This is a genomic window from Rhodococcus sp. NPDC076796 (assembly GCF_040702765.1).
In the GTDB taxonomy this organism is placed as follows: domain Bacteria; phylum Actinomycetota; class Actinomycetes; order Mycobacteriales; family Mycobacteriaceae; genus Rhodococcoides.
The window spans coordinates 55548-69756 of record NZ_JBFBMS010000005.1 but is presented as its reverse complement, the minus strand read 5'-3'; the positions used below and the strand labels follow the sequence as shown (position 1 = coordinate 69756).

Below are 14209 nucleotides of genomic sequence, written 5' to 3'. Positions count from 1 at the left end.
CAATGCACGCGTGGAACCGGCCGGCTTCGACGACGAACTGGCACCGGAGCCGCCGCCCGGTGAAGGCTTCGAGACCAACTGGCCGGTGCGGACGGGCGACATCGATCCGAACAACCGACTGAGGTTCGACGGCGTTGCCCGCTACCTGCAGGACATAGGTACCGACAACCTCGACGCCACTCCCCTGGGCAAGACGGATCCCATGTGGATCGTGCGGCGCACCGTCATCGACGTCTTCGAGCCGATCCATTTCCCGGACCGAGTGCACATGCGGCGTTGGTGTTCGTCGATGTCGACGCGGTGGTCGAACATGCGCGTGGCACTGACGACACCGAAGGGTGGGCGCATCGAGACCGAGGGCTTCTGGATCAACATCAGCAAGGACACCGGAATGCCGACCCGCATCAGCGACGGCGCACTGGAAATGCTGGCCCGAACCACCGATCAACACCGGTTGCGGTGGAAGGCATGGCTGACCGAGCCGGTGCCGGCCGAATCGCCCACCGATCTGCACTTCCCTTTGCGCGCAACCGATATCGATCCGTTCAACCACCTCAACAACGCTGCCTACTGGCACGCGATCGAGGAGTTGCTGGTGGACGTGCCCGAGCTGGCCGCGGCGCCGCACCGCGCCGTCATCGAATATCTGACCCCGGTGCTGGCCAACGAACGTGTCACTCTGCGCCACCGCTACGACGGCGGGGCGCTCACCGTCTGGTTCGTCGTCACCGGAGCATCGGGCGAGCCAACGGTGCGCACCGTCGCCAAGGTTGCCGCCAGAGCCTGACGGTCGAGCTTGCCGCGCGGCGTACGCGGCAGGCTGTCCAGGATGGCGAGCACCACCGGCATGCTTGGGCCCGGCAGCACGGTGCGTAGGTGGCGGCGGATCCGAGCCACGGATATCGGATCGTTCTGCGCAACAACAACTCCGGCCGCGGGCTCCTCGCCGGTTCGGTCGTGGGACAACCCGACCACCCCGGCCTCGAGCACACCGGGAACTGCGAGCAAGGCGGCCTCGATCGGAGTCAACTCCACCGTGAGACCCGCCCGGACGATCGTCTCGCTGCCGCGGCCGTGCAAGGTCAGTCGACCGTCTTCGACACTGCCGCGATCGCCGACGGTCATCCACCCGTTTTTGTCCGGCCCGTTCGTCAGGGTGGTGTGGTCTCCCACTCGGCTCAGATAGCCGTCGAACAGCATGTCGCTGCGGACGTGCAGCAGCTCGTCCCTGATCTCGACCTCGACCCCGTCGAACAGCTGTCCGCTGACCTCGGTGCCGTTGCTGTCGCTTCGGTCGTAGGAGACGAAACTGAGCTCGGACGCGCCGTAGAAGTGCGTCAGCACTGCATTGGGCAGCACCGCTGCCAGTGCGGCCCTACCCGATTGTGCCCACCGTGCCGCGGACGAGAGCACCTCACGGACACTCGTCGATCGCACTCCCGATCGAGCGATGTCCCAGGCGATGGTCGGGACCGAATACAGATGGGTCGCAGCATCTTCGAGAGCTGCTGTCGGCTCTCGTAGGTCGACCGTCGCCCCGCGGGTGAGCCCATGCAGTGCGCCGTAGAGAAAGTGCGTGTGATCGAGTGTGCCGGGTGCGGACACCCGATCGCCGCGACCCAGATCGAGCAGGGCATCGGAGCGATCCAGCGTCGCCGCCCACGACGCCTGATTGCGCACGAACAACTTGGGCGGTCCGGTGGTTCCGGACGTGACGCCCACGAGCAACTCGGAATTCGGTGCGGGCGCGGGAATGGTTTCGGTAGGCCCGAGTGCAAGATCATCGGGTGCGAACACGTTGCCTGCACCCCAACCATGCAATCGCGCATGCTGACGCGGATGCGCGGCAATCAGCGAGGGCTTACACACCGCGATGACGTCGGCGAATTCGTGAGCCAACAGATGTCGATGCAGCAGAACGACACTCACCCCGGCATGCATCGCCGCGACGACGACCACCAAGGACCCGATATCCGAGGTCGGCAGTACCGCGATGCGACGCTTCCCTGCCGATCTGTGAGAAAGCTCCGTCGCCGTGCGCTGCACCCGGCTCCAGAACTCGCGATAGGTGACCTCACCGGTCGCATCGACGACAGCTGCCTCGGGACGGTCGGAATGCCGCGCTACCCGGGCGGCGAGAAGCTCACTCGTCATGGTCTTTTTCAACTTCATCGTCTACACCGTCGTCATCCACACCGCGGGCCACGAGCGCGTCTCCCATCGCGTCGGCGGTACGGAGGGCGCGCACCAGGACCGGGGTTGCCAAAGCCGTCATCGACCATTGCAGTCCGCGTGCTTTACGGGCCTGCGACACCTCCTGCACGATGGACGCGAGCAGCGGGATGCATCGAATGGCCAAGGCCAAGAGTAGTCCGATGCGATCCGGGTCGACGCCGAAGCGTCGGACGGGGCCGAGTGCCCGGGTGACGGTATCGAGCATGTCGGTCACCCGGGTGGTGAGGGTGACCAGAGCTGCCAGAGCAACGGAGATCACCAGCACCCCACACACCACCACGGCGCGCTCCCAGGTAGTGATGATCACCTGGAACACGCCGATGATCAGCAGCATCCACAGCACCGGACGTAGTTGCGCCAGTGCAACTTTCGCCGGGATGCGGGCCACCGCGAACATGACCGCCACCAGCAGCGCCACCACACCTACTTCGAGGGGGGTGCGCGCGAAGATCACCGTCGCCAGGATCGCGAAGATCAGCGCCAGCAGCTTCGATCCCGGGCTCATCCGGTGCAGCAGCGAGGTGCCGGGCCGGTAGAGACCGATCATCCGATCAGCTCCCGGTAGGCCGGGACCGCGGCAGCGGGGGTGCCGTCGAACGCGATACGGCCGTCGTCGATGACGATGACGCGCTCGAAGCTGTCCAGCAGCGCAAGTTGATGTGTCACGACGATGACTTGCTGGTTCATCGAATCGAGAGCCTGCGCGACGACGCGTCCGTTGCGCAGATCGAGCAGCGTCGTAGGTTCGTCCGCAACGACCACCTCCGGTCGTCGGATGAGGACGGCCCCGATCGCCAGCAGTTGCTTCTGTCCACCCGAGAGCAGGTGCGCCGGATGGTCGCGGTGCTGATCGAGACGGAATCGGACCAGGATTTCGTCGACGCGGTCCGACACCTCTTTTTTGCTGAGCCCTGATCTACGAAGGGAGAACGCGAGATCCTCTGCGACCGTCGGCATCACGATCTGCGAATCGGGATCGGTGAACACGAAGCCGACCTTCTTACGAACCTGCGCCCCCTTCTTCGCAGCGTCGACGCCGTCGACGGTGACGCGGCCGGTATCGGGCTTGATCAGGCCGTTGATCATCCGGGCGAGCGTCGACTTGCCCGAACCGTTGGATCCGATGATGCCGATGCGGCGCTCGTCGAATTCGAGGTCGATGCTGCGGAGCACCTGCCGTTCCCCGAACGAGTGCGAAATGTTCTCGAACTTGATCGTGCTCATAAACACCCGCTCATGTTGCTCGCTCCACCAGCATCGCTATTCCTTGCCCGCCGCCGATGGCGCAGGCCGCCAGGCCCAGTGCCGGGCCTCCGGGTTGCAGCATTCGAGAGGCCAACCGTACCAGCAGAATTGCGCCCGATGCTCCCCACGGGTGCCCCATGGCGATGGCTCCGCCCTCCGGACAGATGCGGCTTTCGTCGAGCCCAATTCATCCGAGACCGCGAGCACGACCGACGCGAACGCCTCGGTGATTTCGACGGTGTCGATGTCCTCGAGGCCCACCCCGGTGCGGGCGAGCAGCTTCTCGATCGCCGGCACCGGACCGAGCCCGGGAAGAGCGGGGTCGGACCCTGCGACCGCACTGCCGAGGATGCGCAACGCCGGCATTCCGGCTGCCCGCTCGGCCGTGGTGATGGCCAGAACTGCTGCGCCGTCGGAAATTCCGCACGAATTGCCCGCGGTCACCGTGCCGGCGGAGGTGAAGGTGGGGCGCAGCCTGCCGAGCCGCTGGGCGGTCATGTTGGGGCGGATGCGCTCATCGGTTGCGACGTCGTTCACAGTGACGATCTCGGTCGAGAAGTCGCAGGCCGCCGCTCGCGCGAACGACCGTGCAGCGTAAGCATCCTGGCGTTCGCGCCCGATACCGCGGATTCGCGCGAGGTCGTCCGCCGCCACACCCATGTCCGGGTCCTCGAAGCCGTGCGGTGCGAACGGCGCTCGGGTGTAGCGGACGGGATCTTGGCCGTCGACCGGCGGCCAGAATCGCCACGGGCTGGTGCTGGCAGATTCGACGCCACCGGCCAGGATCAGCGTCTCCTCGCCGCTACGGATGCGCGACGCAGCCTGCATGACGGCGTCGAGTCCGGATCCGCACTGCCGATCGACGGTGACTCCTGGAACGCCGACACCGAGACCCGCGAGCAGCGACGAGACACGTGCGACGTCGCCACCGGGACCGAGACAGTTGCCGAGGATCAAATCGTCGATCGGGATGCCCAGTGAGCTGACTTCTGCTGCAACAGCTTTCAGCACCGGTGCGGCAAGGTTCGGGGCGGTGACATCGACGAAGCCATGCCCCGCTATACCGATTGCTGTGCGTTTCGCCGCAACGATGACGGGGGCATTCACAGCAGGCACATTCACAGCAGGGATAGTCATTGCAGGGCACTCCGAGCGATCTTGCCGCTCGCGGTGCGGGGCAACTGCTGCACCACCGTCCAGCGTCGCGGCAGTGCTTCCTTGGCCATTACTGCGCGAGCGTCGGCGCGAACCAGGTCGAGGTCGCGGGTTCCGTCGAGTTCGATGACGGCAGAGACCGTTTCGCCGAGAACCGCGTGCGGCGTGCCGATCGCTGCCGCAGCTCGGACGCCGTCGAGTGCGGTCAGGATGTTCTCCACGTCCTCGGCGATCACGGTGGTTCCGCCCACGTTGATCGCTGCATCCCCGCGGCCGTGGACGAGAAGTTCGGAGCCGTTCAGTTCGGCCAGATCACCGACGCCGAACCAGCCGCGCGCACCGAGTGCAGCGTACGGCGATCGGACGAACAGGTACCCGTCCTCGGTGCGTGCTTCGACGTCTCGGAGCAGCCTCAATGACGCGTGTTCACCCACAACCCTTGCCGCCACCAGCGACAGCTCCGCCGAGCCGTAGTACTCGACCAGCCTGATTTGCTGCGCCGAGATCGCCTGCGCGGCAGCATCGTCGAGGCCGGCACCGGCTGCGACGGCAACCCGCGCGCGAGGCATCCGGCGGAGGACGTCACGGAGTACCGCAGGCACCGCATGAACGGCAGTGGCCTGGGCAGGATCGTCGGTGACGCATGCCCCCAGCCACAGTGCGTGCACCGCGGCGAACAGGTGCATCGTGGCGTGCAGCGGTCCGGTGATGAGCACGGTATCGGTGGGGCGAAGACCGGTGATCTCGGTGAACTCGGGGAAGCTGTCGACCCATGACGCGGCAGTGCGAGCGAGGGGTTTCGGGCGGCCGGTGGAGCCCGAGGTCGCCACCAGCAGGAACGCGTCGGGACTCGGTTGCTCGGCACGTTCCGGTCTGGTGGACGGATCCTCGACTCGCACCGCGCTGCCCTGCCTTGCCGCCGCGAAAACGCAGATCAACGCGTCCGGCAGCTCCAATGCTGATGCGTCGTGTGATCGAGCCCCGTGCACCGGGAGGTGAGGCCACTGCTCGACGGCGACGTCGAGGTCGGCGTAGGTGAGGGTGCGATCCGCCCAGGCGATAGCTGTGCTGTTGTCGCGACCTCGACCTCCCAGCGTCAGAGTCACGCCTTGATCAGGCCCGGGTACGCGCGGTGGACGCTCTTGGCGACGACGGTGGCGACGACGACTTTGGCGATGTCACCGGGCAGGAAGGGTCCGTTGGACGTGACGGCGGCCAAGACTCCGACGTCTGTGCGCAGAACGAGTCCGATGATGCCGAATGCGTAGACAACCAGGATTCCGCCGATCGCGTTGATCAGCAGGCCGAGCACGATCGAGTACTTAGGCAGGATGCGCGCAGTGAGTAGGCCGATCAGGAACGCGGCCGGTATCCAGCCGATGAGGTACCCGACGGTGGGCCCGGCCATGGCGGCGAGACCGGTGCGTCCACCGGCCAGCAGCGGCAGACCGATCATCGTCAGCGCGAGGAACACCAGGACTGCGGCCGTGCCCTTGCGGGGTCCGAGGATGGCACCGGACAGGATGATGCCAAGAGTCTGCAGGGTGATGGGGACGCCCGAGAACCCGACCGTGATCGATCCCGGCAGGCCGAGAGCAGCGATGAGTGCAGCGAACACCGCGATCTGCGCCATGTCGCGGGCGGAGACGTTCATTCGGCTGACCTTACGGCTCGGCGGGCGAGTACTGCTGTCGACATCTGACACGGGTGGCTCCTCGAGGAGTGGGGCGGTGACCTGCCCCAGAGACTTGAACGGCGTTCAAGGTAGCAGGTGGGTGGCACCGCCCACACCAGCGCGGGATCTCGAATGCGGAAAAGCAACTCCCAGCGATACAGAATCCGCGCGAACAACCGCTGGGTTCGCGAGCAAAGTCACCATCGAAGAGCTGCTCTTTGCGCCGACGAGATCGGCCCTCAAGTCGGTCTTGACCGACAAAATCCGCATTAGTAACCTTTGCGAAATAACGAGTCTGTCAGCGAGCGACTACTCGGCCGATGAAGCGAAATCAAAGTCACCCCTGGGTCAGTCTCAACGCCGGGACTCAATGCTGAACACTCGGGAGAAACCATGAACAACATGGCGTCGAACATCGATTCGGAACAGCGCACAGCGATGCTGTCGGTATTTGTATCGTCGGCTGCAGTTGTGCTGCTCGGTGTGACGTCCTGGCTGATATTCGACATGGAATCGACACGAGTCATCAATATCGTATTCTCGGTCGCGGTCGGTGCTGCCGCCGTCTCTGGTTTTCTCCTGGCTACTCGTCGCCACCTGCACGGCGCTCGCCAGGTTTCGGGGTGTCTCGTCGCCATAGCCGCAATAGCAGCGTTCACGTACATGTTGCCCCGCTGATCGTTCAGAAGGGCGGAGGGTCGTATCGGGTGCGGTCGTATCGGACGCGCGCATGGACGACGCGACAGTGTTCGAGGTAGGCCCGCCGCTTCTCCGCCAACTTTCCTCGGTCGACATCTGTTGCTGCAGAGCGGAATTCGTCGAGAGTCGGCGGTGCACACCCGCTGAATTCGAGCTCCCAGCGGGTGGGTTCGACCGGGCTCGCCCCTGGCCGGGACGAGCCCCTTCGCCGTCGGCGGGATAGGCGGGGAGTCGCGATGCACAACTCCGGCAACGTGACTTTGCGCAGACCTAGGGAGTTCGACCACAGAATCGCGCCGCCTGCGAGCATCACCGCCGACCACGCCCCCGAGGTCTTGGCCTGATGATGAAACACGCACACCGGCTGAAGATTGGTCACGATCGTCCAGCCGCTGCGCTCGGGATCGTCGTGATCGAACGGAACCAGATGATCGATCTGGCACCGGGCCGACGGCACGTCGCAGTTCGGGAACGTACACGTGCGATAGGCAGCCCGAACGAACGCGACGACGCGGGCACCTGGCCGATACGTCACCGCCGCCTGCGACGGAGCGGACTCGCCGCCATGACCGTCGGGAAAGATGCCGCGAGCACGCTCGGGCTGTTCGGCGATCCACGCAAGCCACCGTGCGACGAGCCCGTCGCGGACAGACTCCTCCCCCAGTACCGGGACTGCAGGTGGGAGGCAGTGGGCACCTACGAGACGCACGGACGGAAGCTCGGCGGCACCGCGCACCCGACCCATGCCGACGACTCGACGCAACAGCGACGGAGCCGTCGAGAACGGCCCGAACGGACCCGACACCGAACCCGGCACATCGCCACTGCGGGAGTCGGCACGGCCGGGGTCGGAGCCGGGATCACCGTTCGACTGCCCGCGGCCGGAGTCCGAACCACCATCGGGGCGTTCCGGGGCCCGTCCGTCGGGGCCGCACGTGCTGCCACCACCGTCGAGAGGGCCACCACCGTCGGGGCTGCACGTGCTGCCACCGCCGTTCGGACCACCCTCGTCCGGACCGCCATCGTCCGGGCCACCAGCGTCCGGACCACCACCGTCCGGACCGCTGTCATCAGGGCCATCATCGTCTGGACCGCCGTCATCGGGGCCACCGCTATCCCGGCCGTCATCGTCCGGGCCATCAACATTCGATCCGTCTTCGCCCGTGTTTCTCTGTTCGGGCTTCAGCATCTCGACCAGCTCGGTCAGCAGCGCCTGCCACTTCGCGTCGGTGGCGACTATGCGCGCCACTTCGGGGTCGATGGGCGTGCCGTCGGCGAGGGTCGCGGGCTCCGAGGACAGCCCCAGCAGCGTCTCCACCGCCACCACGATCTGGAGGAGATGCCCGCGCCGAGGAGGAATATCGTCGGCAGCGCCGGCCACCGGGCAGTCGTCGCCGCGATCGCATTGGCATGCAAGTGAATGCTCGCCGTGCAGCAACGCCATCAGACCCGCTGCCCGAAGCGTCCCTGTCGATCGTGGGTCGCGCTTGCAGACCGTCCCGACGATCTCGACGATGAGGGCATCCGCTTCCGCTGCTTCGAGATCGGTGATCTTCGCAATGAGCGACGCGATCCCACCCGGACCGGTGCGGTCGATCCGCACACCGACCTCCTCGGACTTCGCGGTCTCGCGGGCAGCTGCGGCACCGACCGGATCGGCCTTCATCCACAGTCGCCAGATCCGGTTGCGCAAGGCCTGCGGACGCATCCGGCCACCCGCGGCACAGACCTCGTACTCGATTGCCGCAATCGCCTCGTCACTGGCGCGATGAAGCACCGAGGTGATCGTGACAACTGTCGACCAGTCGAAGCTGCCGGTCACGAAACGCAAGGCCGTCAACGGCATTCGATGTAGACGCTCCGCGACATCGTGCACAACGGACGCATCGCGACGCGTTCCGGTCATCGTCACGGCCAGATCGCACAGGGCACCGCGAACGGTCTCGCCCGGATCTCCGCCGGCGGCTTCGGCTGCCTCGAGGCGCATCTCGAGCACGTCGCAGTACGCGAGCACAGTCGCCGCCCGAGCAAGGTTCTCGTTGACACGGTTGAGCGCGATGACGTCGAGGAACCCCGCAATGCAGTCATCGACCGGTGGCGTCTCCGCCACCCCCCACCCACCGGTATCGAACATGATTTCGATAGTACGAGAGGGGTACGACAAGAAATGCAATGTCCCAGCACCAGTACAGCGGTAACAGTTGTTGGGCCGAACAGGCGTGGCAGTCTTCGTACCGAGGACTCAGGTGACGGTACCTCGAGCCGGGTTCAGATCCGCCGCATCTTCGCTCAGCTCAGATCCCACGTTTCATCTTGCGAGTGGACAGCACGAGGCCGCCCGCGGCGACCACTACAGCCACGATCGTGCCGTGGAGGACCGAGGTGTCGAGGAAGTCGCCGATGAACAGCACTCGGGCGGCGTCGACGATGTAGGTGATCGGATTGATTGCAGCGATGCCGCTCAGCCAGCCGGGACCTGACGAGACGGGGAGCAGAATGCCCGAGAGCAATGTGGTCGGGAAGATCAGCATCTGGGTGACGATCCAGAAGAGGTTCCCACTGGGCATCGAGGCAATGGCGAGGACGTAGGAGAAGGCGCTCAGACCCGTGGCCATGACGATCAGTAGTGCCATCGCGGCTAGGGCACCTAGGAGATGAAAATTCATACCCAGCGGAATGGCGATGGCAGTGAGTAGGGTCGCCTGGGCGAACAGAATGATGACGTCCTTGGCGGTCCGTCCGAGGACTATCGAGGTGCGGCTGATGGGGGTAGCAAGGAAGCGTTCCATCTGCCCTCCATTGAGTTCGCTCAGCATGCCGTGACCGGCCGAGAGCGGTCCCATCAGGCACATCATCACGAGGATGCCCGGTAGGAACCACTGCCAGACGTCGCCCCCTCTCGCGCCCAGGTCCGCTCCTGCGCCGACGAGCATCGAGCCGAAAAGCACCAGGAAAAGCAGGGGCTGTCCCATGGCGAAAAGAATGCTGAGGGGAGATCGGATCTCTGGCGTGATCTCGCGGGAGAACACGGTGGTGATGTCCCGGATGAGACTAGGCATGAATGGCCGCATTCGGCTCGACGGCGGTTTGGGTAGCGCCGCCCGAATCATCGAGGCGGCGCCCGGTGAGGTTGAGAAACACTTCGTCGAGCGAGGGACGCTGCAAGCTAGCTCGACTGACGGTGATCGCGTCGTTGTGCAAGCACCGCAGGACTACCGGCATCGAGGCTTCGGCGTCTGCAACTCGGACACTCAGCCGGTTGCCCTCTTGTGTGGCAACGGAGACTCCCGGAATCTGACGGAGACTAGGTGCCGCGCGTTCGGCGTCGGTCGTGGTGATATGAATCCAGTCGCCTGCTAAGTCCGCCTTCAGGGCATCGGCCGTGCCGTTGGCGATCACCTCCCCGCGGTCGACGATCACGATCCTGTCGGCTGTTCGGTCGGCCTCGTCGAGGTAATGAGTGGTCAGCAATACGGTGATGCCGTGCTGCCGGCGGAGGAGCTGGATCTGATCCCACAATCCGGCCCGACTCTGCGGATCCAAGCCTGTGGATGGCTCGTCGAGGAAGAGCACTTTGGGTTTGTGGATCAGGCCGAGGGCTATGTCCACCCGGCGTCGCTGACCGCCCGAGAGCGTGTCGGGGGTGCGCGCGGCCAGGTCGCCGAGACCGAGAACTTCGAGCACCTCATCGCCGCGGCGGCGCGCATCGCCGCTCGTCAGGCCGTAGCAGCGCCCCTGGGTGACCAGCTCGTCGCGGATGCGATGGCTTACTCCGGAGGCGTTCTTCTGGCCCACGTACCCGATCGCCTCACGTGCCCGGCCCGGCTCCCGAACCACATCATGGCCTGCGATATGCACGCTGCCTGCTGTTGGCGGCAGCAGTGTGGTCAGCATCCGGAGTGTCGTGGACTTGCCCGCTCCGTTCGGTCCGAGGAGCGCCACCAGCTCGCCAGTGGCGACGTCAAGGTTGACATTGCGCACCGCCTCGATCGTGCCCCCTCGGGCCTCGAAGGTCTTACGCAGCCCTTCGGCCCTGATCATCGCCACTTCGCCCATGCAATGGATACTAAAATATCCAAAGAAGAACTTCAAACTTCCATTTTTGAGATCCAAAGCTCCCTATGAGTAGTCGTTGGTACCATCTTTCCGTGAGCGCGAAAAGCCGAACCGAACAAGCCATCGTTGCTGCGGCCGTACGCACCTGGGCGAGTGAGCGAGCGGCGACCTTGCCAGAGATCGCCGAGGCCGCCGCGGTTGGTCGCACGACGTTGCATCGCTACTTCCCCGTGCGCGACGGTCTGGTCCGCGCCGCCGTGAGACATGCACTCGAGTCGGTCGGCGCTGCGATTGCCGAGGCGCAGCCCGAGACCGGGCACCCGCTGGATGCGATGCGCCGCGTGGTTGCAGCACTGGCTTCGGTCAGCGAGGCAATTATGTTCGTGTTCGGAGACCAGTCCCTCATGCGCGACGTCGTGCCCACAGCCCAGCCAGACCTTCCGACGCCGCGAGATCCAGTGATAGAGCTCATCAGGCGCGGGCAGGCGGAGGGCGTATTCGACAGCGAGGTCACCGCCGAATGGATGCAGCAGGTCTTGTGGGGGATTTCGTACACCGCGTTCGAGCAAGTTGCGCAGGGCTCTTTGGCCAAGTTCGAAGTAGTCGCAACCGTGAACCGCACACTGGAGCGGGGTATTACCGCTCTGCCCGGCGGACTGACGTGAGCGCCAGCGTGGTCGCGACGCCCGAGTACGAAGAGTCCGGTTGGACGGTGGACTTTTGGCTCGACCCTGCCTGCCCACTCACCCGCTACACAGCACGTTGGATAGTCCAGATCGCCAATGAAGTGCAGCTGACCGTGCGTTGGCGTGTGATGAGTTTGTCGGTGCTCAACGAGCACCGCGACGACGATCCCGAAGGTGATACCCATGGCTATCTATGGGTTCCCGCACGTGTGGCAATAGCAGTTCAGACCGCGCACGGGCACGATGCGCTCGGCACCTTCTACAGCGCGTTGTGGACCGACCCACACGGCGCCGAACGGGAATGGATCGGTGATATCTCCGAGGCACTCTCGAGGTCGGGGCTACCCACCTCACTCGCCGGGGCCGGCATGAATACCGGCCACGACGCTGAGCTGCGCCACTCCCATCACGACGGACTCGACCGTATCGAGGCCGAAGCCGGCACGCCTGTTCTGGCTATCACCACACCCCAGGGCGACAAGCGTGCATTCTTCGGCCCGGTTCTGCGCGACGCTGTCGACCGCGAGGACGCGATCACCCTCTGGGAAGCCCTCCGACAGCTGTCATCGGTTCGCGCCTTCCGCGAGCTCAAGAGTTGAATGGCGCTCCCTCCGAGGGCCATTGACCTCCTCGCCCCGTGTCATATCTGAGCGATGGGGGTTGGCAAAGCGGGCCGAAGGTGAGGCTCAGCGCAATGATGACGCCCAACCTCGAGATGGGAATCGAACCCGGCAGAGCCGATCAACGCATGCGGCAGAATCGAACTCCCGTCCATCTCGAACCGGTCGGTACCCGACGCTTCGAAAAACCACAGCGTGGGGTCGAAATGTCACGGCCGCAACAATCCGAAGTGCTACCGAAGTCTTGATCCAGGACTGCCACAGAAGCTTCCGACAAGAAATCCCGACGACCAATTCGAGTCGTGTCGGTATAACTACAACCGTGGCCGCTTACACGATCCGTGACATCCGCCCGGGCGACGAAGAACAGCTCGGTGCAGCGCACGTGGCGATCTGGAAGGCGACGTACGCGGGAATGATGAACAGCGCCAAACTCGATGCGATACGCCCTCGCGACCGCATCGAACGATGGGAGCAGATCATCGCCCGCCGCGACGAGCAGTCGAGCCGCGGCGTGCGGACCCGGTGCGCCGTCGACACCATCGATTCACGCATCGTCGGTTTCGCCACCGGCGGCCCACCGCGCGACGACAATCCGCCTGCGTCGACCGAACTGTGGTCACTGAACGTCGTGCCCGAGCACCACGGCACCGGCGTCGCAACAGAACTCATGACCACCGTGATCGACCCGGAGGCATCCACATACCTGTGGGTGGCAGCGGCCAACGATCGCGCCGTGGCGTTCTACCGCAAGCATCGATTCGAGCTGGACGGCACCGAGAAGTTCGACCCGATCTGGGAGTGCATCGAAGCCCGCATGGTCAGGGCTTGACCGGAGGTTCTCGTCTGGCTTCGTCGGGATCGAGCTTCTCGGGGTTCAGTACCACCTCGGCCACCATCGGGGTCGTCGCGACGGTCGCATCGCCGTACCGAACGGCCACCGTGTTGGGCAGAAACGCATCCAGGGCACGCGGGGTGATCCACCACAGTAGCGCCGAGAACAGGATCAGAATGTTGACCCACTGCAGAACGGTCGCCGCATTCTCGGACGGAATGACGCGATCGAACACCTGAATGTTCATCACCAGTCCGTGGATGGCGATCAACACCCACAGCCGCCGGTAGCGGTAGAACACCCAGACCGCCGCGGCACCCCAGCACAGCGCCCACAGAAATCCGCCGCCGCCGAAGTACATGTAGAGAAGGCCTCGCATCGTGGCCGACAACGCCATGATCGCCCAGATCGGGAGCCGGCCCACGAGCAGCAACACCGGTAGCGCCACCAGAATCGGCTCCTCGCGTAGACCCACGGCGAGAGCAGAAACCACTGCGAGCCAATCGGATTCGACCGAGGCCGGAACCGAGAAGCTGAAGCGGACGATGTCCAAACGAGACAACACGAGTAGAGAAGCAGACGCGGCACCGATCGCGGCGCACCAGGTGAGCGCGGCCTCGCTCGCGGTGCCACTGCGGGTCGGCCACACCGCAGGCAGCTTCCGACGTCGAGCGAAGTACACGGCGGCGATTGCCACGGCCCCCACCGCCACCTGCGCCGCACCGACAGCCAGATCGGCCCACTGATCCCCCATCGAGAGCGTCGGAGCCGGCGCATCGGGTTCTCGGAAGCGCCACAGCGCACCCATCAGGCTCACCGCGTAGACGACAACCCAACCGGCCACCAGACCGAGGACCATCACTGCGGTACCGGCAGTGGTTAGACCACGCCGAGACGAGCTCGTAGTGAGCCCCGCGTGGACACCGCTCGTCACCAGGTCACCACCGTTCCGCTCGATACCGCATCGCCGAACAGCTTGTCTATCACGCCTGGGCCGAGAATT

At 64.9% G+C, this 14209-nt stretch carries 14 protein-coding genes and 1 pseudogene; 5 read left to right on the top strand and 10 right to left on the bottom strand.

Annotated elements, in window-relative coordinates:
- Window positions 1-10: 10 nt before the first annotated feature.
- A complete protein-coding gene (locus tag AB0366_RS17345; protein WP_366245185.1) occupies window positions 11-787 on the top strand; it encodes an acyl-ACP thioesterase domain-containing protein in 777 nt (258 codons plus the stop codon).
- Here the strand turns inward: AB0366_RS17345 and AB0366_RS17340 are convergent.
- The 6 genes and pseudogenes from AB0366_RS17340 to AB0366_RS17315 form a co-directional block, all read right to left on the bottom strand.
- Window positions 691-2172, bottom strand: a complete 1482-nt coding sequence (locus AB0366_RS17340; RefSeq protein WP_366244994.1) for an AMP-binding protein — start codon at window positions 2170-2172, stop codon at window positions 691-693. The two genes, AB0366_RS17345 and AB0366_RS17340, sit on opposite strands and share 97 nt — an antisense overlap.
- Window positions 2144-2782 carry an energy-coupling factor transporter transmembrane protein EcfT gene (locus AB0366_RS17335; RefSeq protein WP_366244993.1) on the bottom strand — a complete coding sequence of 213 codons (639 nt, stop codon included), beginning with the start codon at window positions 2780-2782 and terminating at the stop codon, window positions 2144-2146. Before AB0366_RS17335 ends, AB0366_RS17340 begins: the two co-directional genes overlap by 29 nt.
- Window positions 2779-3459 (bottom strand): ABC transporter ATP-binding protein, encoded by a 681-nt coding sequence (locus AB0366_RS17330; protein WP_128645238.1) that lies wholly within the window; start codon window positions 3457-3459, stop codon window positions 2779-2781. The genes AB0366_RS17335 and AB0366_RS17330 overlap by 4 nt, the downstream gene beginning before the upstream one ends.
- A gap of 10 nt (window positions 3460-3469) precedes the next feature.
- A pseudogene (locus tag AB0366_RS17325) lies at window positions 3470-4617 on the bottom strand (thiolase family protein).
- On the bottom strand, window positions 4614-5741 hold the full coding sequence (locus AB0366_RS17320) for an AMP-binding protein (protein ID WP_366244992.1): 1128 nt from the start codon (window positions 5739-5741) through the stop codon (window positions 4614-4616). The pseudogene AB0366_RS17325 and the gene AB0366_RS17320 overlap by 4 nt, the downstream one beginning before the upstream one ends.
- On the bottom strand, window positions 5738-6289 hold the full coding sequence (locus tag AB0366_RS17315) for a biotin transporter BioY (RefSeq protein ID WP_183130526.1): 552 nt from the start codon (window positions 6287-6289) through the stop codon (window positions 5738-5740). The genes AB0366_RS17320 and AB0366_RS17315 overlap by 4 nt, the downstream gene beginning before the upstream one ends.
- A 423-nt stretch (window positions 6290-6712) precedes the next feature.
- Here AB0366_RS17315 and AB0366_RS17310 point away from each other — a divergent pair, with 423 nt between their 5' ends.
- The gene (locus AB0366_RS17310) at window positions 6713-6988 is read left to right on the top strand and encodes a hypothetical protein (protein ID WP_366244991.1); all 276 of its coding nucleotides are present in this window, start codon (window positions 6713-6715) and stop codon (window positions 6986-6988) included.
- 4 nt (window positions 6989-6992) lie between these two features.
- On the opposite strand, the gene AB0366_RS17305 is transcribed toward AB0366_RS17310, so the two are convergent.
- The 3 genes from AB0366_RS17305 to AB0366_RS17295 form a co-directional block, all read right to left on the bottom strand.
- Window positions 6993-9143, bottom strand: a complete 2151-nt coding sequence (locus tag AB0366_RS17305; RefSeq protein ID WP_366244990.1) for an HNH endonuclease — start codon at window positions 9141-9143, stop codon at window positions 6993-6995.
- A 160-nt stretch (window positions 9144-9303) separates the two neighbouring features.
- On the bottom strand, window positions 9304-10068 hold the full coding sequence (locus AB0366_RS17300; protein ID WP_366244989.1) for an ABC transporter permease: 765 nt from the start codon (window positions 10066-10068) through the stop codon (window positions 9304-9306).
- Complete coding sequence (locus tag AB0366_RS17295) at window positions 10061-11065, bottom strand: ATP-binding cassette domain-containing protein (protein WP_366244988.1); 1005 nt, start codon at window positions 11063-11065, stop codon at window positions 10061-10063. The genes AB0366_RS17300 and AB0366_RS17295 overlap by 8 nt, the downstream gene beginning before the upstream one ends.
- Before the next feature lie 92 nt (window positions 11066-11157).
- Between AB0366_RS17295 and AB0366_RS17290 the strand changes: the two genes are divergently transcribed.
- From AB0366_RS17290 to AB0366_RS17280, 3 genes are all read left to right on the top strand, one after another.
- Window positions 11158-11730, top strand: a complete 573-nt coding sequence (locus AB0366_RS17290; RefSeq protein WP_220709173.1) for a TetR/AcrR family transcriptional regulator — start codon at window positions 11158-11160, stop codon at window positions 11728-11730.
- Complete coding sequence (locus tag AB0366_RS17285) at window positions 11727-12350, top strand: disulfide bond formation protein DsbA (protein WP_366244987.1); 624 nt, start codon at window positions 11727-11729, stop codon at window positions 12348-12350. The genes AB0366_RS17290 and AB0366_RS17285 overlap by 4 nt, the downstream gene beginning before the upstream one ends.
- 343 nt (window positions 12351-12693) lie before the next feature.
- Window positions 12694-13203 carry a GNAT family N-acetyltransferase gene (locus AB0366_RS17280; RefSeq protein WP_121873387.1) on the top strand — a complete coding sequence of 170 codons (510 nt, stop codon included), beginning with the start codon at window positions 12694-12696 and terminating at the stop codon, window positions 13201-13203.
- Here AB0366_RS17280 and AB0366_RS17275 read toward each other — a convergent pair.
- Window positions 13193-14140: a CPBP family intramembrane glutamic endopeptidase gene (locus tag AB0366_RS17275; RefSeq protein ID WP_366244986.1), complete on the bottom strand. Its 948-nt coding sequence runs from the start codon at window positions 14138-14140 to the stop codon at window positions 13193-13195. The genes AB0366_RS17280 and AB0366_RS17275 overlap by 11 nt on opposite strands.
- Window positions 14141-14209 lie beyond the last annotated feature (69 nt).